The sequence below is a fragment of the Bartonella vinsonii subsp. vinsonii genome (genome assembly GCF_902825235.1).
Classification (GTDB): Bacteria; Pseudomonadota; Alphaproteobacteria; order Rhizobiales; family Rhizobiaceae; genus Bartonella; species Bartonella vinsonii.
On sequence record NZ_CADEAJ010000001.1, the window covers coordinates 90,363 to 111,167 of the forward strand.

The following is a 20,805-nucleotide window of genomic DNA, read 5'->3' on the forward strand; positions in this document are numbered from 1 at the left end:
AAATTAGGCCAATATTATCATGGTTTCTCTGCCAAAAGATCGTATGACACAGCTTGAAAAGCGCTTTGAAATAATTGAAAGCCAAATGGCCCAAAGCCCAAATGCTGAGACATATGTAAAATTAGCTTCTGAATATGCAGAATTACAGCCAATTGTTCATTCCATACGCGCATTAAATGCCCTTTACAGAGAGATTACAGAATTGGAGACTCTCATCAGTGATAAGCTAACAGATATAGAAATGCGTAACCTCGCCCAAGAAGAGATACCATTATTATATCAGAAAATGGAACAATTTGAGCAAGAACTCCAGATTCTTCTTTTACCTAAAGATGTTGCTGATGAAAAAAGTGCCATTGTTGAAATTCGAGCAGGAACAGGAGGATCAGAAGCAGCGCTTTTTGCTGGTGATCTTTTTCGCATGTATGAACGGTATGCTGCTTCTCATAACTGGAAAGTTGAAGTCGTTTCACTTAGTGAGGGAGAAGTTGGTGGATATAAAGAAATTATTGCAACCATTTCAGGAAAAGGTGTCTTTTCTAAATTGAAATTTGAATCAGGTGTTCATCGTGTGCAACGCATCCCTGAAACAGAAACAAGTGGACGTATCCATACATCTGCTGCTACTGTTGCAGTGCTTCCAGAGGCTGAAGAAATTGATATTGAAATTCGTTCGGAAGATCTTCGTATTGATACAATGCGCGCATCTGGGGCAGGAGGACAACACGTCAATACAACCGATTCAGCTGTTCGTATCACACATATTCCAACAGGAATCATGGTTGTACAAGCAGAAAAATCTCAGCACCAAAACCGTGCACGGGCACTGCAAATTTTACGTGCGCGCTTATTCGATATCGAACGACAAAAAGCGGAAAGTGAGCGATCAGCATCCCGTAAAAACCAAGTTGGCTCTGGTGACAGATCAGAACGTATCCGTACCTATAATTTCCCTCAAGGGCGTGTCACTGATCATCGTATTAATCTGACTTTGTATAAACTTGATCGTATTTTGGAAGGAGATCTCGATGAACTTATTCATGCACTTATATCCAATCATCAAACAGCGCTCCTAGCGGAAATGGATAATCATGAATGAAGGATCATTCTCTCCACAATATCATCCGGAAAACTCAAGAAAAATTGCGCACTCAAGGAATCTCTGAAGCCGATCTTGATGCCAAAATACTTGTTGAATGGGTGACAGGCACAAATGCATTTGATAGAATTTCCCAACCAGATCTCTCTCTCTCTTTTGAGCAAAGAATACACTTAGAGAGCGCTGTACAACGACGTATTGCTGGAGAACCTGTTCATCGTATTATCGGAAAACGCGAATTTTATGGCATATCTTTTGCATTATCCCAAGATACATTAGAACCACGCCCCGATACAGAAACACTCGTGGATCTCGTTTTACCACTTCTCAAAAAACAGGGAGAAAAATCAAAAAAAATAACACTCCTTGATATGGGAACAGGCAGTGGTGCCATTGCCATTGCGATTCTTAAACAAATTCCCCAATCCTATGCGACAGCCGTCGATATTTCTGAAGATGCGCTCAAAACAGCCACAAACAACGCAAAAAATGCAGAAGTGATAAACCGCTTTACCCCCCTACTCAGCGATTGGTTTCATTCTGTCACAGATCAATTTGATCTTATTATTTCTAACCCACCTTATATTCCAGAAGCAGATATTCAATACCTTGCAAAGGAAGTGCGTCTTTATGATCCATTGCGCGCTTTGATTGGTGGAAAAGATGGTCTTGATTTTTATCGAAAACTTTCTCATGAAGCCGCAAATTACTTAAACGCAAAGGGTTTTGTTGCTGTCGAAATTGGTCATTCTCAAGAAAAAGAAGTTTGCAATTTATTTAAACAAAATGGCTTTCAGTGTTTAGAAATGCGTAGAGATCTCAATGATATACCCCGCGCACTTCTTTTTACACGCAATCCTTAAAACTCCCAATCGTCATCCGTGGTAGCAACCGCCTTGCCAATAACATAAGAAGAGCCAGCTCCTGAAAAAAAATCATGATTTTCGTCAGAGCTTGGTGATAAAGCTGCTAAAATAGCAGGATTAACACGACAAACCTCAGGGGGAAAAAGAGCTTCAAAACCTAAATTCATTAAGGCTTTGTTTGCATTATAATGAAGAAAAACTTTAACGTCTTCTGTCAATCCAAGTGCATCATAAAGATCTTCAGTATATTTGCATTCAATATTGTAAAGATCAAAGAGTAAATTAAAAGCAAAATCTTTAATTTCTTGCTTTTTGGCTTCATCAAGTTTTGCAAATCCTAACTGGAATTTATAGCCTATATAATAACCATGGACAGCTTCATCACGAATGATAAGCCGAATAAGATCCGCTGTATTTGTTAATTTAGCGCGACTTGCCCAATACATGGGTAAATAAAAACCAGAATAAAATAAAAAGCTTTCCAATAAAGTCGAAGCAATTTTTTTCTTGAGTGGATCATTTGCTTCATAACGCTCAAGTACTAATCTTGCTTTTTTCTGCAAATGAACATTTTCTTCTGACCACCTAAACGCATCATCAACTTCTACTGTCGAACAGAGGGTTGAAAAAATAGAAGAATAAGAACGCGCATGAACTGCTTCCATGAAGGCAATATTCGTTAAAACAGCCTCCTCATGCTCTGTTATCGCATCAGCCAGCAGTGAAATGGCTCCTACAGTATTTTGAATCGTATCTAAGAGCGTTAACCCTGTAAAAACACGAATCGTTAGCTTGCGTTCTTCCTCCGTCAAACTTGACCACGAGGGAATATCATTAGAAAGTGGAACTTTTTCAGGCAACCAAAAATTTCCAGTTAAGCGATTCCATACTTCAAGATCTTTCTCATCATGCAATCTATTCCAATTGACAGCACAAACAACAGGATTTTTTGTTGTAATCTTTGTCATATGATTATCTCCCTATAGACTACATGAAACACAGCCATCCACTTGCGTTCCACTCAACGCCACTTGCCGTAATCGTACATAATAAATACTTTTTATGCCTTTTTTCCAAGCATAAATTTGTGCACGATTAATATCACGCGTGGTGGCAGTATCAGGAAAAAACAACGTTAACGAAAGACCTTGATCCACATGCTGTGTGGCAGCAGCATAGGTATCAATAATTTTTTCAGGACCAATCTCATAAGCATCCTGATAGAAATTCAAATTCGTATTATCCATATAAGGAGCAGGATAATAAACGCGCCCAATTTTTCCCTCTTTACGAATCTCAATCTTTGAAGCAATCGGATGAATAGAAGATGTCGCATGATTAATATAAGAAATCGAGCCCGTGGGAGGAACAGCCTGCAAATTGCGATTATAAAGCCCATATTCAACCACTAAATTCTTGAGTTCCTGCCAATCCTTTTGGTCTGGTATAACAATATTATTACGCGCAAAAAGCTCCTGTACAATCGCAAATTGCGGTTTCCATTCTTTCTCAAGATATTTTGCAAAAAAACGGCCATCTGCATAAGCCGACTTCTCAAATCCCGCAAATACCTGCTGACGTTCGCGTGCAATTAAATTGGAGGAACGTATTGCATGATACGTCACAATATAAAAATAGATATTGGTGAAATCAATCGCTTCTGGAGAGCCATAATAAATCTGTTCACGCGCTAAAAAACCATGCAAATTCATCTGTCCTAAACCAATCGCATGACTTTCGGCATTGCCTTTCGCAATAGAAGGCACACACGCAATATCACTCATATCAGAAACAGCCGTAAGAGCACGAACAGCAGCTTCCACTGTCCGCCCAAAATCATGACTTTCCATTGCTTTGGCAATATTCATTGAACCAAGATTACAGGATATATCACTTCCGATAGTGCGATAAGTTAAATCCGTCTCTAATTCACTCGCCTCACTCACCTGCAAAATTTCTGAACATAAATTGCTCATACTAATGCGACCTGCAATCGGGTTCGTTCGATTGGCAGTATCCTCAAATAAAATATAAGGATAACCTGATTCAAATTGAATTTCCGCTAATGTCTGGAAAAAAACACGCGCACTTATTTTCTTTTTACGAATCTTTGCATTATCAACAAAAGAGCGATAATGTTCCGTCACAGAAATATCGCTAAAGGGTTTCCCTGTAACACGCTCAATATCATAAGGTGAGAACAGATACATATCCTCATTATTACGTGCAAGTTCAAAAGTAATATCAGGTATTACCACACCAAGTGAAAGAGTTTTAATTCTGACTTTTTCATCAGCGTTCTCGCGCTTTGTATCCAAAAACTTCATAATATCTAAATGATGTGCATGTAAATAAACAGCACCAGCCCCTTGCCGTGCACCAAGTTGATTGGCATAAGAAAAAGAATCTTCTAAAAGTTTCATCACAGGTAATACACCTGAAGATTGATTTTCTATTTGCTTGATTGGCGCCCCCGCCTCCCGCAAATTAGTTAAACAAAGCGCCACACCTCCACCACGTTTTGAAAGCTGTAAAGCAGAATTGACCGAACGACCTATCGATTCCATATTGTCTTCAACACGCAATAAAAAACACGAAACCAATTCGCCCCGTTGTTTTTTTCCTGCATTCAAAAATGTCGGGGTCGCTGGTTGGAACCGACCTGTAATAATCTCATCTACAAAAATCTCAGCAAGAGCTTTATTCCCTTGTGCTAAATATAAAGCAACAAGGCAAACACGATCCTCATAACGCTCAAGATAACGCTTCCCATCAAAAGTCTTCAGTGTGTAGCTGGTATAGTACTTAAATGCGCCCAAAAAAGTAGGAAAACGAAACTTAAATGCATAAGCACGTTTGAAAAGTTTTTTGATAAAAGAAAAATCATAAAGCTCAAACAAAGCCTTTTCATAGTAACCTTCCTCTATCAAATAGTCTATTTTTTCCTTAAGATTGTGAAAAAAAACCGTGTTTTGATTAACATGCTGGAGAAAATATTGCCGCGCGGCAAGCCGATCCATATCAAATTGGATATGACCATTTTCATCATAAAGATTAAGCATTGCATTCAATGCGTGATAATCCATGATTTGTCCTGATTTCTGCGATTGTTCTATATCGATTGTTTCCAAAATCTTTCCAATCCCTTCTTTACACAAATAACGTCTTCATCAGTTCCACGTAGCTCAAAACGATAAAGGCAAGGTACAAAACATTTTTCAGAAATGATCTTACTCGCTAAATTATAATAGCGACCAAAATTGCGATTCCCACCACCAATAACACCACGAATTAATTTGCGATTCTCTACCTCATTGAGAAAACGAATAACTGCTTTTGGAACAGCCATTCTCCCTTCACCATCTGCATATGTAGGAACAACTAATACATAAGGCTCATCAACTAACACAGACGTTTTTCTTTTATCAATCTTGAAAAGTCGTTGACCAAGCTGAGAGACAAAATGTTCAGTATTACCCGTTGCACTCGAATAATAAACAATAAGTCCCATTAAACACAAAGACCGCTAATCATATCTGGTCTAAATCCAGACCAATGATTTTCACCACAAACTACGACAGGAACTTGACGATATCCTAGAGATTGAACAAAAATATATGCTTGTTCATCACGGGAAATATCTACAACCCGATAATGAATGCCTTTAGCATCAAGGGCACGGCGCGTAGCATCACATTGGACGCAAGATGGTTTACTATAAATAGTGATAGGCATTTTCTTCAACTTTCACAATTTCAAAAAAATCACCCCTCAAAGGGTTAATTCTGGCAATTTTATAGATAACTCAAGAATAATAAAAAACAGAAATTGTACACAAACATATAGGACTCGACTCTTGTTCAATAACACATAGCTTCCTGAACATAACGAAAATTCCCATCAAACATTCAAAAAATTATGATGAAAATAAATGATTATTCTACAACTTAAATGGTACCCCCCCTCAGTTATAAAACAATCTTTTGCTTGCATTACAATTCCCTCCTAATGCCTCAAAAAATAAAGCCCCAGCAGCCATTTCCTCATAGCTCAGCTTTACTCTTTCACGACAAAAATCAATTACAAAAACGAAAGGAAATTCCCCCGAGAGAGACATGCCCACAGAAACACAACCCTCTTCTTGGTCAATAAACTCTTTACAATCACATTATGGAAATAACTTAGACACCAAACGAAACACTATACCCTCACTTGTGCTTATTTAGAATCACCAATCATTTTGATACTATATGTAGTATACACACTCTCTCTTTCGTCAAGGAAAATTCAATCATTATTTTGAATTTTCCACGATCTTCCCACTGAAATTTTCGACTCTAAAAAATATATGTAATAATATAACATTTTGTTGACAGACGTTATATTATTACATAACTTTCGAAGATCAATAATCAAAGGTGGTATAAATTATGGGGCTGTATTTCGATAGTGCAACATTAGGTTATGGGAGCAGGATAGCTATAAAAAACTTTTCCGCAAAGTTAAAAGCTGGCTCGTTGGTAGCAATAATGGGTGATAACGGTGCCGGAAAATCTACATTACTGAAAGCCATCGCCGGATTGATTAAACCTCTCAAAGGTAAAATCACAAAACAGAAGAAAAGCCAGATTGCTTATCTTGCACAACAATGTGATATAGATCAAACATTTCCAATTGATGTAGAAGCACTTATCAAAACGGGATTATGGTCTTTTTGTGGATTATGGAAAAACCAGCGCCCTTATTACGCTAAAATTCAGAATGCACTTGAAATGGTTGGACTCAAGACACTTGCATCCCGTTCACTGGATACACTCTCAAGTGGACAATTACAACGTGCCCTTTTTGCACGTATTATTATTCAAGATGCTGATATTATATTGCTTGATGAACCTTTCAATGGTGTAGATCGTAATACCCAAAAAGACCTTCTTACCTTGATCACACATTGGCAAAAACAAGGGCGGACAGTTCTTACAGCACTCCATGACCCCCTCGTTGTGCAAGAATATTTTCCACAAATGATTCAAATTAACAGACAAAACGCCTTTTATGGAGAGACAACACAGTTTTTCGATGACAACATTCATCACGTTATACCCTCTCTCACATCCAGCTCTTTACGTCTTAGCGCTCTAAAGCCACATTTTCCTTTCAATGATTCTTGCTCTGTTAGGGTATAAGACGTGTACGAATTTTTTCTTGCTCCCTTCGTTGATTTTCATTTTATGCAAAGCGCCCTTCTTGGTTCTGTCCTGCTATCTACCAGTGCTTGTCCTGTTGGTGTATTTTTGATGTTACGCGGAATGAGTTTAATAGGAGATGCTATATCCCATGCCATTCTTCCTGGTGTTGCAGCTGCTTTTCTCATTTGTGGTTTCTCGCTCATATCTATGACACTTGGCGGTATCTTAGCTGGCATTATTGTTGCTTTAGCAACCGCCTTAATTTCACGAAATAGCTTTCAAAAAGAAGACGCATCGATGACTGTCTTTTATCTTATTGCACTCGCAGCAGGCGTCATTCTTGTTTCACTAAAAAATTCAGCGATTGATCTGCTCCACCTCTTATTTGGTTCAGTGCTTGCACTTGATACACAAGCTCTTTTGCTCATCACCGTTATAATGCTCATTACAATGTGCAGTCTGTGTATTTTCTGGCGCGCATTTGTATTAGAAAGCTTTGACCCTCTCTTTTTTAAGTCACTTTCTCCACTGAGTAAATATGTTCATATATTACTGCTCGGACTTGTCGTATTGAATTTGGTTGGCGGTTTCCAATCACTAGGAACATTACTTTCTGTTGGCATTATGATGATTCCCGCTATTACAGCTCGTTTTTGGCTTTCCCGTCTGGGGGCCATCTGCATACTCTCTATTTTCTTAGGAATCCTGGCGAGCATCTGTGGACTACTGCTTTCTTTTCACCTGTCGCTTCCCTCTGGTCCTTCTATCATTATTGCCGCAGGGTTTATGTACCTTCTTTCCTGCTTAGTAAGTCCACGCGGTTTTATTGTAGCATGGTTTCCCCATCTCTTTCATACATCTCTCTTCACCTTAAGGAAATAACGTGCTTAAATTTATTCAAAAATTGGTCCTTCTCGAAACTCTCTTCGTATTTACCATTTTTCCATTTTCTGCTTCCGCCCATAATAAGATTAAAGTTGTCGTGAGTTTTTCTATTCTTGCAGATTTGGTGAAAAATGTAGGAGGTGATCATATTTCTATGACCACTCTTATCGGCCCTAATGCGAACACCCATACTTATGAACCTACCCCCCATGATGCAAAAATTCTTAAAAATGCCCATATTATTTTCATCAATGGGCTTCATTTAGAAGGTTTCATCAACCGTCTCATCACAGCAAGTGATACAAAAGCACTTCTTATCGAAGTGAGTGATAACATTTCTGCCCTCGAAATTAAAAATCAAGAACAAAGTGACCAACAACATCACCACCACAGCGATATAGATCCACATGCTTGGCAAACTATCCCTAATGTTGAAATCTATATCAAAAATATTGCTACTGCTTTTTGTACAATCGATCAACAATCCTGTACGAGCTATAGAAAGAATTCTGAAGCCTACATCAAAAAGTTAAAAGCAACACAAAAAATACTTAAAGCAAAGATTGCCACTATCCCCAAAGATAAGCGTGTTATTATCACGTCTCATGATGCCTTTGGCTATTTTGCTCAAGAATACGGCTTCATTATACTTGCACCTCAAAGTGCTTCAACAGAAACTGAAGCCACAGCAACTGATGTTGCCAAACTTATTAAACAAATTAAAGCGAATAAAGCAGCCGCACTGTTTGTGGAAAACATTTCTAATTCTCGTCTTATAAAACAAATTTCAAAAGAAACAGGTTTGAAAATTGGCGGAACACTGTATTCTGATGCATTGTCGGACGAAAATGGACCTGCTGCAACTTATCTCAATATGATGGAACATAATGTAAATACCATTATTGAGGCAATCATAAAACATTAAGATAAAGCTACAAAAGAAATAATCAAATAAACGAGATTATGGACGATTTTGTCGCGCTGTTGTACTTATAATGAAGTCGGAAAAACATAACAGTTCAACATGCTATGGCAGTATTAATGGAAAATAATTGAAATGATATCATCATAAAACGTCTGTTATTTTAACTTCTCATCTTGATTTGAAAAATTTATGAATTATCCGTCAAACAAGCGCTAACAAAAAAATTAGCGTAATGATAGATTCTATTTTAAAATTGTTTTTATCCCTAAAACTAACGTCACCTGCATGAATAATTTCTCCATTTTGATGCCTATAGAAACTCTTCATAAATCGTGAAAGTCACTTTGATTATAGACCAAGGATAAACTTGCTAGGCAGCTTCTAAAACATAAATTCAAAGGATAATTTTGTGAATCCTATAAAGAGTGTAAGAACACAATAATTTTTCAATAAATGAAAAATCTGCTTTAGGAAACATTCACACAATTGGAATACAAACAAATCCCTCAAAATTATCGCGTTATAAATATAAGATATTGATTTATAACGACAATTCATCGTTTTGCATGTTGAATTAGATCCCCGAATATTGTAAGATTCTCTCATCTTAAATCCTCTCATTTTGTATCAATCATAATCATTTATTTGCACGTCATAAGCGGGGCTGGTGTGTGGGTAAAAAACTCTAAAGAAAGGAGTAAATTCAAATACCGCACTAGCTATAACTGAATGACATTTATTGTCTGTATCCTTCACTCTTCTCTTCTGTTTTGCTCATTGGAGACATTTTGGTTTTTTATCAGATATTTACAAGACAGATCCCGTTAACTCAGTACAACCTTACAAAGGAAATATGCAGCTTTCAACAAATTCGTTTGACCTTTTGATGGTTCCTGTTTAAATGGATCAACATATTTTTGAAATAAAACTGTCGTGGCGTGTTCATGTGTAATACTATAAATCTAGGTGAAAGCTGTGTTCCATCACTTCAGAAAGGGGGGACCATGAGTCGTTTTTATCTTTCTATAACAGCATTTATGGCTGCTATCAGCATGACAACAGCGAGTTTTGCGCAAACAAAAATTAGCTTTTGGCATTCTATGAGCGGTGAGTTAGGAAAACAAACAGAGCGTCTCATTAACGACTTTAATGCCAGTCAGTCTGATTACAAAGTTGTTCCTTCATTTCGTGGTGAGTATGAAGAAGGTATGGTTGCGCTCATTTCAGCATTTCGTGGCAAGCAACAACCAGTCCTTGCCCAAATCTATGAAATTGGTACTGGAACTATGATGGCTGCCAAAGGTGCCGTTTATCCGATTTATCAACTTATGGCTGATACAAAACAAGAATTTGATTCCGCTGATTATTTGCCTGCTATCAGTGGTTATTATTCTGATGTGCAGGGGCAGATGCTTTCTATGCCATTCAACGCTTCAACACCAATCCTTTATTATAATAAAGATATCTTTAAAAAAGCAGGACTTAACCCAGACCAACCACCTAAAACATGGCAAGATATAGAAGACTTCTCCAAGAAAATTCTTGAAACTAAAGCGGCGAGTTGTGGCTTTACAATGTCTTATGCATCTCAATGGATTGGTATAGAAAATTTTTCAGCATTGCACAATGTGCCTTTTGGAACAAAAGAAAATGGTTTTAATGGGCTTGATTCAAAACTCACCTTTAACGGGCCTCTCCAAGTGCGTATGTGGACAGACCTTAAAAAATGGTCTGATCAAGGCGTTTTTCGCTATGGAGGTCCAGCTGGAGCATTAGATGCAACACCAATGTTTATGACGCAAAATTGCGCTATCTTTATGGAATCTTCAGGATCTCGTGCAGGAATCCTTTCCGAAGCACAATTCAATGTTGGATTTGGTCAGCTCCCTTATTATGATGATGTAGAAGGTGCTCCACAGAATTCAATTATTGGTGGTGCTTCTATTTGGGTTTTGAGAGGTCATACCCCTGAAGAATATGCTGGTGCAGCCGCTTTCCTTAAATATCTCTCGAGAGCAGATAATCAAGCTAAATGGCACCAAATGACAGGTTATCTTCCCACAACAAAGGCTGCTTATGAATTAAGCAAAAAACAGCATTATTATGATAAAAATGCTGGTGCGGATATTGCTATTAAACAGATCACTCTCAACCCACCAACTGTTAACTCAAAGGGTATAAGATTTGGTAATTTACCACAAATTCGTTCTATTCTTGATCAAGAATTAGAAGCTGTCCTTAGCGGATCAAAAACACCAAAAGATGGATTAGATGCAACCGTTGAACGTGGTAACAAACTTTTACGTGAATTTGAAAAAGCCAATCGTTAAGGTTTCACTATTATTATTAAATATCAAAATTTTAACCAAACAGTTAAGTCCTTTTAGTTCTTTTTTGTTCGCCTTCCTAAAGTCTCTGTATTTAAAGAGCCAAACGAATGCAAGAAAAACACGCATATTTCAAAAATACTCTGCTCCCTTATGGGCTGCTTTTTCCTCAGCTCCTTGTGACTTTTTTGTTTTTCTTTTGGCCTGCTGCCCAAGCAATAAAATCCTCTTTCGAGCGTGAAGATCCTTTTGGATTTACGACAACTTTTATTGGTTTTGAAAATTATGTGACAATTCTCTCTGATCCTGCTTATTTGAAATCACTTCTCACAACTGCAGTCTTTTCTATTTCTGTCACTGTCGTTTCCATGTCAATATCACTTCTTTTAGCGGTCTGTGTTGATCGCGTCATCCGTGCCAAAAAAGCCTACACAACACTTTTACTTTGGCCTTATGCTATTGCTCCAGTATTGGCGGGTATTTTATGGTTGTTTATTTTTCATCCAACCATTGGCGTTATCCCGTTTCTTTTAGAGAAAATAGGTATTATATGGAATTATCGTATTAATGGCATTCAAGCAATGATCCTTATCGTGATTGCAGCCAGTTGGAAACAGATCTCCTATAATTTTCTCTTTTTTCTCGCGGGCCTCCAATCTGTTCCACGTTCCCAAATAGAAGCAGCAGCGATTGATGGTGCTGGTCCTTTTAAACGATTTTGGACCGTGGTTTTTCCGCAAATTTCACCGACTACATTTTTTCTTCTCATCGTCAATATTCATTATGTTATGTTTGATACATTCGGTATTATTGATAATATCACCTCTGGAGGTCCTGCGCGTGCAACAAGCACTCTTGTTTACAAAGTGTATGATGATGGTTTTAAAAATCAAATAATCGGTGCATCAGCAGCACAATCAACAATGTTGATGTTGATGGTTATTGTTTTAACGTTTATTCAGTTTCGCTGGATTGAACGTCGCGTACAATATTAGGAAGCGAATTATGGTTGAAAATCGCCCTATTTTAAAATTTCTAACCCACCTCGTTCTTATTGTTGGTATTATTATTATTTGCTTTCCAGTTTATGTTGCTATTATTGCATCAACCCATAGTTCGGCAGCATTTAGCTCTGGAACACTTCCTCTTTTACCGGGAAAATATGCTCTAGAAAATTATAAAACAATCTTTGGTGATGGGCTTGTGCAGCGCGGACTTCCCAATCTCTGGCCTCTTTTAATGAATTCGCTCATTATGGCGCTTGGTATTAGTATTGGAAAAATTATTATTTCCCTCTTCTCTGCTTATGCAATTGTTTATATGCGTTTCCCTTTCCGAAAAACTGCTTTTGCCCTCATCTTTATCACTCTGATGCTCCCCGTTGAAGTTCGTATTATTCCAACATATGCAGTCGTCGCACAATTAGGTATGATAAACACCTATGGTGGAATGATTATTCCACTTATTGCATCTGCAACTGCTACATTTTTATTTCGCCAGTTTTTTTTAACTGTCCCTGATGAACTCTTAGAAGCTGCTCGTGTTGATGGTGCAGGACCATTTAAATTTTTTAAAGATATTCTTCTCCCTCTCAGCAAAAGCAATATCGCCGCTTTATTTATCATTATGTTTATTTATGGATGGATACAGTATCTCTGGCCTCTTATCGTTACAACTGATCAGAATCATCAAACTATCCTTATTATTCTAAAACAACTGATCGTAGAATCACTTCAACATAATCCTCAATGGAATATCCTCATGGCAGTATCGGTCGTTGCCATGGTGCCGCCTGTCCTTGTCGTCATCTGCATGCAGCGGCTTTTTATCAAAGGCCTTATTGAAACGGAGAAATAATTGTGGCCACAATCCGGTTATCAAATATAAAAAAACAGTATGAAAACGGCATTCTGGTCATTGACGATTTAAACTTAACTGTTGCCGATAGTGAGCTCCTTGTCCTTGTTGGTCCTTCAGGATGTGGAAAATCAACTCTGTTACGCATCATTGCAGGGCTTGAGCAAGTCACTTCAGGTGAACTCTCTATTGATAACGAGTGTATTAATGGACGTGAGCCAGCCGATCGCGACATTGCTATGGTTTTTCAAAATTATGCACTTTATCCCCATATGACAGTTCGTGGAAACTTAGAATATGGTCTTAAAAATCGTAAAACACCTAAAGATGAAATTAGTAGACGTATCACACACGCTGCAAAACTTTTGCAAATAGAGCCATTTCTTGATCGTAAACCACGACAATTATCAGGAGGGCAAAGACAGCGTGTTGCTATGGGGCGTGTGATTGTTCGTCAACCACGTGTCTTTCTTTTTGATGAACCTCTCTCAAATCTTGATGCAAAATTGCGTGCACAAATGTGCATTGAGATTAAAACACTTCAACGTTCATTGGGTACAACGAGCCTCTATGTTACCCATGATCAACTAGAAGCGATGACACTGGCCGATAGAATCGTTGTTATGAATAAAGGAGCTATCGAGCAAATTGGAACGCCAATGGAGATTTATGACTGTCCAGCAACAACATTTGTTGCTGATTTTATTGGTTCTCCTCCTATGAACTTTCTTGATCGCCACATCTTAGAACAGCACTTAGGTCATTCATTATCTTATAGTAAAGAAACTGATCTTTTGGCCTTCAGACCAGAAATCATCTTGCTGGGAGAATATCCAGATAAAGGACCTGTCTTTCACACACAAATTGAACTTATCAAGCCTGTAGGAACAGGATGCCATGTTGTAACGCGATGGAATGGCAACATTTTTACCACTGAAATAAAAGAGCGTCTTACAAATGACTACGGTAACAAGCTAAACTTCACTGTTGCTTATCAAAACTTTCATACTTTTAATAAAACCACTGGAAAACGCACAAATGATCAGTAAATATAATGAAAGCTTTGATCTTATAAGCCACATTCAGTAAATACTGCTGTTCTCCTCTTAACCTCATTTGTTAGGAAGAAGAGCTCTTTTGTATGATAGAGGTGTATTTTGATAGAAAGATTTGTACTCAGTGAGAAGAAGAGGGATTAAGAAGAAATACGCAATAATTTATTGTTTTTATACACATTTTTACCATTCAGTGAGAATTTCGTCAAAATGGATTTTGAGACCCAAGAGTCGGTGACAAACTATAAGAGGCATGCCTTTTATCGTTGTGTACGCAATTGTAAAGCCAAATCGGGTTGATCTGTTGTAATATAATGTACAGGCATATCAAGCCAATGCGATAACCGAGCCTTCCCATTGATTGTCCATACCCCCACAGTAAAACCAACATCAAGCGCAGCTTCAATAAAGTCCCGTGAGACAATGGAGCCATCTAAACTCAGGTCAGAATACCCCCTTTTTTTCCACTCAGAAAAATGATGGTACATATCACCTTCAAAGCTATCAATACATGGGCCAGATGTGATTCCTGCTTCAATAAAGGGATGAAGACTTGCAGGATCAAAACTAATTGCAGAAACCCGTTTTGCTAAATTTCGACTTTTTATCAACGCAAGCGCTTTTTGGGATAAAATCGTTTCACGCTCAATTTCACCACATGTTTTGATTTCAAGATGCAATGCAACATTGGTTGGTACTAAAAGATCAAGCAACTCTTCTAATAAAGGAGGAGCTTCTCTACTTCCTTTGATGCAAAGTTGTTTGCGTGTTTCGTTATCAATATCATGAATATATCCTGGTTTGCCAACCAATTGTTCTAGACGAAAATCATGAAAGACAACCACTTCACCACTTTTAAGCAGATGAACATCACATTCAATCTCATCAACTCCCAATGCAATTGCATGACGAAATGCTGAAAGTGTATTCTCAGGATAAAGATGGGCTCCACCACGATGTGCAACAATTTTTTTCTCAGACATATAAAACTTCACACTTGTTACTTTTAAACAATATTGGCTTATACAAAATCAGATCATGATTTCTAAAAATCACACTAAACAATAATTTTTTAAAAAAAATTCTTCTCCTGCATATTTGCTCGAATATCAAATTTTAAACAATACTCTCTTTAAAAGGTTTGAACTTTATTTCAATTATTCCCATTCAATCGTACCAGGAGGTTTTGAAGTTACATCATACACGACACGATTAATCCCCCTTACTTCATTAATGATGCGTGCCGCTGTTTTGCCTAAAAACTCCATATTATAGGGATAAAAGTCAGCGGTCATTCCGTCTACAGATGTGACCGCACGAAGAGCACAAACAAATTCATAAGTGCGCCCATCACCCATCACACCGACAGTCTGAACAGGAAGAAGAACGGCAAAAGCTTGCCAAATTTCATCATAAAGACCAGCTTTACGGATTTCATCAAGGTAAATGGCATCTGCCTCACGTAAAATTTCTAATTTTTCACGTGTCACTGCACCTGGACACCGAATTGCAAGACCGGGACCTGGGAAAGGATGACGGCCAATAAACTGCTCAGGTAATCCTAATTCTCGCCCTAGCAAGCGAACCTCATCCTTAAAGAGTTCACGCAACGGCTCTACAAGTTTCATATTCATCCGTTCCGGTAATCCGCCTACATTATGATGACTTTTAATTGTTACCGATTCGCCAATCGCTGAAATACTCTCAATAACATCTGGATAAAGTGTGCCCTGTGCTAAAAATTCTGCGCCTCCGATCTTTTTGGTCTCCTCTTCAAAAACTTCAATAAAAAGGCGACCAATCGTTTTGCGCTTTTTCTCTGGATCTGTTTCCCCTTCTAGAGCATCGATAAACATATTGGCGGCATTTACATGAATAAGCTCTATGTTGTAGTGATCTCGGAATAATGTAAGAACTTCTTCGGCCTCATTTTTGCGCATCAACCCATGGTCTACTAAAATACATGTGAGTTGATCTCCTATTGCTTCATGCAGGAGCACCGCCACGACTGATGAGTCCACACCACCTGAAAGACCACAGATTACACGGTTTTTTCCTACTTTTTGTCGTATTGTAGCAATTGCCTGCTCACGATAAGAAGCCATTGACCAATCACCTTTAAGACCAGAGATTTTAAAAACAAAATTTTGCAAAAGCTTTGCACCATCTGGTGTATGAACAACTTCAGGATGAAACTGCACTGCGTAAAGGCGTCTTTTTTCATCGGCAATAGCAGCATAGGGAGCACCTTGTGAGGTTCCTATTACATGAAATCCTTCTGGTAAAACGGTCACACGGTCACCGTGACTCATCCATACTTGATAAGACGAGCCTTTTTCCCACACACCATCAAAAAGTGCACTCTCTTCTTGCACTTCCAAAAAAGCGCGCCCAAATTCACGCTCATATCCAGCTTCAACTTTTCCCCCAAGCTGAACACACATGACTTGTTCACCATAACAAATACCAAGCACTGGCATACCAATTTCAAAAACTTCCATCGGAGCACGCGGCGAACCATCATCAATAACTGAATGAGGACTCCCTGATAAAATAATAGCTTTAGGCCTTGTTCTTTTTATGCCTTCTAAAGCCAATTGAAAAGGAACAATTTCACAATAGATGCCCATTACTCGCACCCGCCGTGCAATAAGTTGTGTAACTTGTGAACCAAAATCAATGATAAGAACAGTGTCTGGATGTGAGATGTTCATAGAAAACCAATCAATAATTGTAAAAAAGAACTAATATGATTTATTATTCAATCTTTCTCTTTTCACAAGCCTGTTCACTTGAGAAAAATATTTTTCTCGTAAAATTTAAGATAAAAAACGCGAAAAATATGTATTAATGTTTTTTTTGCAACACAGACAAAAAGAAACCATCTGTTTTTGTTGTTGCTGGCGATAAGGTAAGTCCATAATTTGAAAAAATCGGCTGCACAGGCGAAAAACTAAAATGTTTCTGCCAAAGTGCACGCATATTTATGGGACAAAAATTCGAATGTTGTTGAAGAAAATGGGAAATTTGTTCCTCATTTTCATCCACAAAAAGAGAGCATGTAATATAGACTACACGCCCATTTGGTTTAAGATAATCTATAGCTTCATTCAAAATCGCCTTCTGTTCTGTTTGGCGTTGTCTTACCTGTTCTAATGTCAAACGCCACTTCGTATCTGGTCGCCGCCGCCATGTTCCTGTACCACTGCATGGTGCGTCTAGTAAAACGATATCCATCTGACCTATTAACGGCTTTAATTCTGCTCCATGCCATCGTAGCGCTACATTACGAACACCAGCACGTCGAAGACGGTCAAAAAGAGGAGCCAAACGCGCTTTATCTGAATCATAAGCATAAATTTGCCCCTGATTCTTCATACTAGCAGCTAACGCCAACGTTTTTCCACCAGCCCCAGCACAATAATCCAAGACCTGCATATTTGCTTTTGCCTCAACAAGATCAGCAACAATCTGAGACCCCAAATCCTGTATTTCAAAGTATCCCTTTTGAAAAGAAAACTCCTTCTGAACATTGGGATGACGCTCAAACTTTTCAAGTGGCGCAATTCTTAAAGCTTGCTGAAACCATAAAAACGGTTGAGCTTTAGTTTTTACGAGTTCTTTAAGCACCTGCTCTGGCGTTGCCTTCAAGCTATTCACACGTAAATCTAAAGAAGGGCGTGTTGCTAATGCAGCAGCCTCAATGACCCAATTATCAGCAAATAAAGGCATAAGATGCGCTTGACACCATTGGGGAATATCACCACGAATATAATCTGGTGCATCAATTAATTGCTGCTTTTGCCATGATTGACGCTGCCTATCTCCTAATGGCTGTGGAGCAAATCGATCCCCCTCTAACTCACCATCAATTTGTGCAATTGTCATTTTTCCAGTATCTAATAAAGTCCCGAAAACAATATCCCGCACATCATCACTCTCCATCCGCCATTGTAAAGAATAACGCCTTCTCAAGACATCATAAACAATTGTACCAATTGCTGCACGATCACTTGCTCCCGCAAAGCGATGAGAAAGCCCCCAAGATTTTAAAACTTCACCTGCTGAGCAACGCCGTGTTTCTATCTCTTGTAGAATATCTATCGCTGCGCACAAACGCCCACCTAAGCGCATTCATTTCTCCCATTGAAGTTTTACAAGACTCTAAGCAATATAAGCAAAAACAAAATTATCTTTCTCCATGTTAATGAATTTTTTTAAAATCATGCAAAACTTTCATTGGAAGTTGAATGATTCTGGCCTCACTTTTTTATAACATTTCAAATTCATTATTGCATGGTCTCTCCACTTACATTCCCATCATTCCAAAATACATATGCCTTATTTGATACTACAAAACAGCTTGTATCCTTAAAGTTCTCTTTCAATATGTGTCCGTAAAAATCATCATCCCCTTATTCTTTGGTAAATTAAGTTTTCATAGCTCTCTATAAACAGCAGGCGCCAACAAATATTTCACATCTTGAAAAGATTCTCTTTCTAAAAAGGTGAAAAATACTTCTCCTAAGGCTAGAACATCCATCTTATCCTCTACAAAATATTAACTTTTTAGAAAACGCTTGGAACCACTATTTGGCATGACCGTTTTTACTGTACTGGCATTTCAAGCTAGGTAATTTAAAAGGAGAAAATAATGAACACTTATAATAATGAGAAAACAACTTCATCTAAAAGCCGTAACAATACATCACCCTCAAACAATGGAAAGAAATCCATCCAAAGTGATCAGGCTAACACTCGCCAACGCGCGTCAAAGACGGGGCGGAAGGCTACAAAAAGCTAATTCACTTCATTTCATATAACTCAAGAGAAGAATTGGAGTATAAATCTCCAATTCTTTTTCTCTTCTTCTAAAATTATGAAACCAAATTACAAAGAGAAAAATGGTAGTCTCTCTCCATTTTTTCAAAAGCTTTTATACCATACACAATGGTTCTAAGCTTTTATGCATCAAACAGGACCTCGGTAGTTTGGACTCTCCCTTGTGATAGCAACATCATGTGTATGGCTTTCATGGAGCCCCGCATTGGTAATGCGAACAAATGTTGCTTTTTCACGAAACTCTACTAGATTTTCCGCCCCCACATATCCCATCGAAGCCCGCAGTCCACCAGCAAGTTGATGTAAAACCGATGCTATGGGACCTTTATAAGCCACTTGCCCCTCTACTCCTTCAGGGACCAATTTAAGCTCATCACGCACTTCATCCTGAAAATAACGATCTGCTGACCCTCTCGCCATAGCTCCCACTGATCCCATGCCGCGATAGGCTTTAAAAGACCGCCCTTTATACAAGTATACTTCACCCGGACTTTCATCTGTACCTGCTAAAAGAGAACCAATCATAGCAGCACAAGCCCCACCTGCCAAAGCTTTAGCAAAATCACCCGAAGCTTTGATCCCGCCATCAGCAATGACCGGAATACCCGCTTTTTCAGCAACTTCTGCTGCATTCATAATAGCTGCAAGTTGAGGTACACCAACTCCTGCAACAATTCGTGTTGTGCAAATAGAACCAGGACCAATACCAACCTTTACCCCATCTGCACCACTATCAATTAACGCCTGTGTTGCTTGAGCAGTCGCTACATTACCAGCAATAACAGCTGGAGAGAACGCCATTTTCTTAATTCGTTCAACGGTTTCTAGCACACGTTGAGAATGTCCATGTGCTGTATCAATCACCAGCACATCAACACCTGCATCAATGAGTCGTTCAGCCCGCTCCATCCCATCATTCCCCACACTGCTGGCAGCTGCAACACGCAAACGCCCTTGGGAATCCTTGGCAGCATTAGGATTCAATTGTGCTTTTTCAATATCTTTAACTGTTATCAAGCCAACACAGCGATTTTGTTCATCCACAACCAATAATTTTTCAATACGGTGATGATGTAAAAGATATTTTGCTTCATTGAGTTGAACATTTTCACGCACTGTAATCAGATTTTCATGCGTCATTAATTCATAAATTTTTTGTTTTGGATCCGATGCAAAACGCACATCCCTATTCGTCAAAATGCCAACAAGCCGTCCTACAGTCTCGCCTTTGGCACCACTTTCAACAACTGGAATACCTGAAATACCATGAGAGCGCATCAAAGCTTTTGCTTCTTCAAGTGTTGCATTTGGTCCAATTGTTACTGGATTAACAACCATACCAGATTCAAATTTTTTAACTTGGCGAACTTCTTCAGCTTGCTCTGCAGGAGACATATTACGGTGAATAACACCAAGACCACCAGCTTGAGCCATAGCAATTGCCAAACGCGATTCTGTCACAGTATCCATCGCAGCAGAAAGCAATGGCAAATTTAGCTTAATATCAGCTGCAATACGCGTTCTCAGATCTACTTGGCTAGGCATAACAAGAGAATGTCCAGGCAGTAAAAGCACATCATCAAAAGTCAGTGCCAATGCACCTGTCCCTGTTTCAACAATCTTTGCCATAGCCAAATTCCTTTTATAAAAAAACACCGCACGGTGTTGTAAAAACAACTGCGGTTCTCATAGTTGCGGATTGGCAAAGAATTATGCCATGCTACAAAAAAAATGAAAAGAAAAATAATTTTTCAATTATAGTT

18 protein-coding genes are annotated in these 20,805 nt (G+C 38.5%); 10 read left to right on the top strand and 8 right to left on the bottom strand.

Features of this window, described 5'->3' with window-relative positions:
• The first annotated feature begins 19 nt into the window (after positions 1-19).
• On the top strand, positions 20-1,099 hold the full coding sequence (gene prfA, locus J7R12_RS00415) for a peptide chain release factor 1 (protein WP_126602441.1): 1,080 nt from the start codon (positions 20-22) through the stop codon (positions 1,097-1,099).
• Positions 1,096-1,962 carry a peptide chain release factor N(5)-glutamine methyltransferase gene (gene prmC, locus J7R12_RS00420; protein ID WP_126602439.1) on the top strand — a complete coding sequence of 289 codons (867 nt, stop codon included), beginning with the start codon at positions 1,096-1,098 and terminating at the stop codon, positions 1,960-1,962. Before prfA ends, prmC begins: the two co-directional genes overlap by 4 nt.
• On the opposite strand, the gene nrdF is transcribed toward prmC, so the two are convergent.
• From nrdF to nrdH, 4 genes are read right to left on the bottom strand one after another with little or no spacing between them, the layout of a single operon-like run.
• Entirely contained in the window at positions 1,959-2,933 is a 975-nt protein-coding gene (gene nrdF, locus J7R12_RS00425) for a class 1b ribonucleoside-diphosphate reductase subunit beta (RefSeq protein WP_004862111.1), read from the bottom strand. The two genes, prmC and nrdF, sit on opposite strands and share 4 nt — an antisense overlap.
• A 12-nt stretch (positions 2,934-2,945) precedes the next feature.
• Positions 2,946-5,096, bottom strand: coding sequence for a class 1b ribonucleoside-diphosphate reductase subunit alpha (gene nrdE / locus J7R12_RS00430; RefSeq protein WP_126602437.1), 2,151 nt, complete (start codon positions 5,094-5,096; stop codon positions 2,946-2,948).
• Positions 5,078-5,476, bottom strand: a complete 399-nt coding sequence (gene nrdI, locus J7R12_RS00435; RefSeq protein ID WP_126602435.1) for a class Ib ribonucleoside-diphosphate reductase assembly flavoprotein NrdI — start codon at positions 5,474-5,476, stop codon at positions 5,078-5,080. Before nrdI ends, nrdE begins: the two co-directional genes overlap by 19 nt.
• Positions 5,476-5,700: a glutaredoxin-like protein NrdH gene (nrdH, locus tag J7R12_RS00440; RefSeq protein ID WP_004862118.1), complete on the bottom strand. Its 225-nt coding sequence runs from the start codon at positions 5,698-5,700 to the stop codon at positions 5,476-5,478. Before nrdH ends, nrdI begins: the two co-directional genes overlap by 1 nt.
• A gap of 695 nt (positions 5,701-6,395) precedes the next feature.
• Between nrdH and J7R12_RS00445 the strand changes: the two genes are divergently transcribed.
• The 7 genes from J7R12_RS00445 (at position 6,396) to J7R12_RS00475 (ending at position 14,194) form a co-directional block, all read left to right on the top strand.
• Positions 6,396-7,148 carry an ABC transporter ATP-binding protein gene (locus J7R12_RS00445; protein WP_126602433.1) on the top strand — a complete coding sequence of 251 codons (753 nt, stop codon included), beginning with the start codon at positions 6,396-6,398 and terminating at the stop codon, positions 7,146-7,148.
• Between the two features lie 3 nt (positions 7,149-7,151).
• Positions 7,152-8,033: a metal ABC transporter permease gene (locus J7R12_RS00450; protein ID WP_126602431.1), complete on the top strand. Its 882-nt coding sequence runs from the start codon at positions 7,152-7,154 to the stop codon at positions 8,031-8,033.
• Between the two features lies 1 nt (position 8,034).
• Positions 8,035-8,961, top strand: coding sequence for a metal ABC transporter solute-binding protein, Zn/Mn family (locus J7R12_RS00455; RefSeq protein ID WP_126602429.1), 927 nt, complete (start codon positions 8,035-8,037; stop codon positions 8,959-8,961).
• Between the two features lie 1,004 nt (positions 8,962-9,965).
• Positions 9,966-11,291 carry a sn-glycerol-3-phosphate ABC transporter substrate-binding protein UgpB gene (ugpB, locus tag J7R12_RS00460; RefSeq protein ID WP_126602428.1) on the top strand — a complete coding sequence of 442 codons (1,326 nt, stop codon included), beginning with the start codon at positions 9,966-9,968 and terminating at the stop codon, positions 11,289-11,291.
• Positions 11,292-11,398: 107 nt separating this feature from the next.
• Positions 11,399-12,283 (top strand): sn-glycerol-3-phosphate ABC transporter permease UgpA, encoded by an 885-nt coding sequence (gene ugpA, locus J7R12_RS00465; protein WP_126602426.1) that lies wholly within the window; start codon positions 11,399-11,401, stop codon positions 12,281-12,283.
• Positions 12,284-12,293: 10 nt separating this feature from the next.
• Entirely contained in the window at positions 12,294-13,145 is an 852-nt protein-coding gene (gene ugpE, locus J7R12_RS00470; protein WP_126602424.1) for a sn-glycerol-3-phosphate ABC transporter permease UgpE, read from the top strand.
• A gap of 2 nt (positions 13,146-13,147) precedes the next feature.
• Positions 13,148-14,194, top strand: coding sequence for a sn-glycerol-3-phosphate import ATP-binding protein UgpC (locus J7R12_RS00475; RefSeq protein WP_126602422.1), 1,047 nt, complete (start codon positions 13,148-13,150; stop codon positions 14,192-14,194).
• Between the two features lie 266 nt (positions 14,195-14,460).
• On the opposite strand, the gene J7R12_RS00480 is transcribed toward J7R12_RS00475, so the two are convergent.
• From J7R12_RS00480 to J7R12_RS00490, 3 genes are all read right to left on the bottom strand, one after another.
• The gene (locus tag J7R12_RS00480) at positions 14,461-15,183 is read right to left on the bottom strand and encodes a glycerophosphodiester phosphodiesterase (RefSeq protein ID WP_126602421.1); all 723 of its coding nucleotides are present in this window, start codon (positions 15,181-15,183) and stop codon (positions 14,461-14,463) included.
• 174 nt (positions 15,184-15,357) lie between these two features.
• Complete coding sequence (gene guaA, locus J7R12_RS00485; protein WP_126602419.1) at positions 15,358-16,914, bottom strand: glutamine-hydrolyzing GMP synthase; 1,557 nt, start codon at positions 16,912-16,914, stop codon at positions 15,358-15,360.
• Positions 16,915-17,047: 133 nt separating this feature from the next.
• Complete coding sequence (locus tag J7R12_RS00490; protein WP_126602417.1) at positions 17,048-18,334, bottom strand: RsmB/NOP family class I SAM-dependent RNA methyltransferase; 1,287 nt, start codon at positions 18,332-18,334, stop codon at positions 17,048-17,050.
• Positions 18,335-18,854: 520 nt separating this feature from the next.
• Here J7R12_RS00490 and J7R12_RS00495 point away from each other — a divergent pair.
• On the top strand, positions 18,855-19,004 hold the full coding sequence (locus J7R12_RS00495) for a hypothetical protein (RefSeq protein WP_164713720.1): 150 nt from the start codon (positions 18,855-18,857) through the stop codon (positions 19,002-19,004).
• Positions 19,005-19,171: 167 nt separating this feature from the next.
• Here J7R12_RS00495 and guaB read toward each other — a convergent pair whose 3' ends face one another.
• Positions 19,172-20,671, bottom strand: a complete 1,500-nt coding sequence (guaB, locus tag J7R12_RS00500) for an IMP dehydrogenase (protein WP_126602415.1) — start codon at positions 20,669-20,671, stop codon at positions 19,172-19,174.
• Between the last annotated feature and the right edge of the window lie 134 nt (positions 20,672-20,805).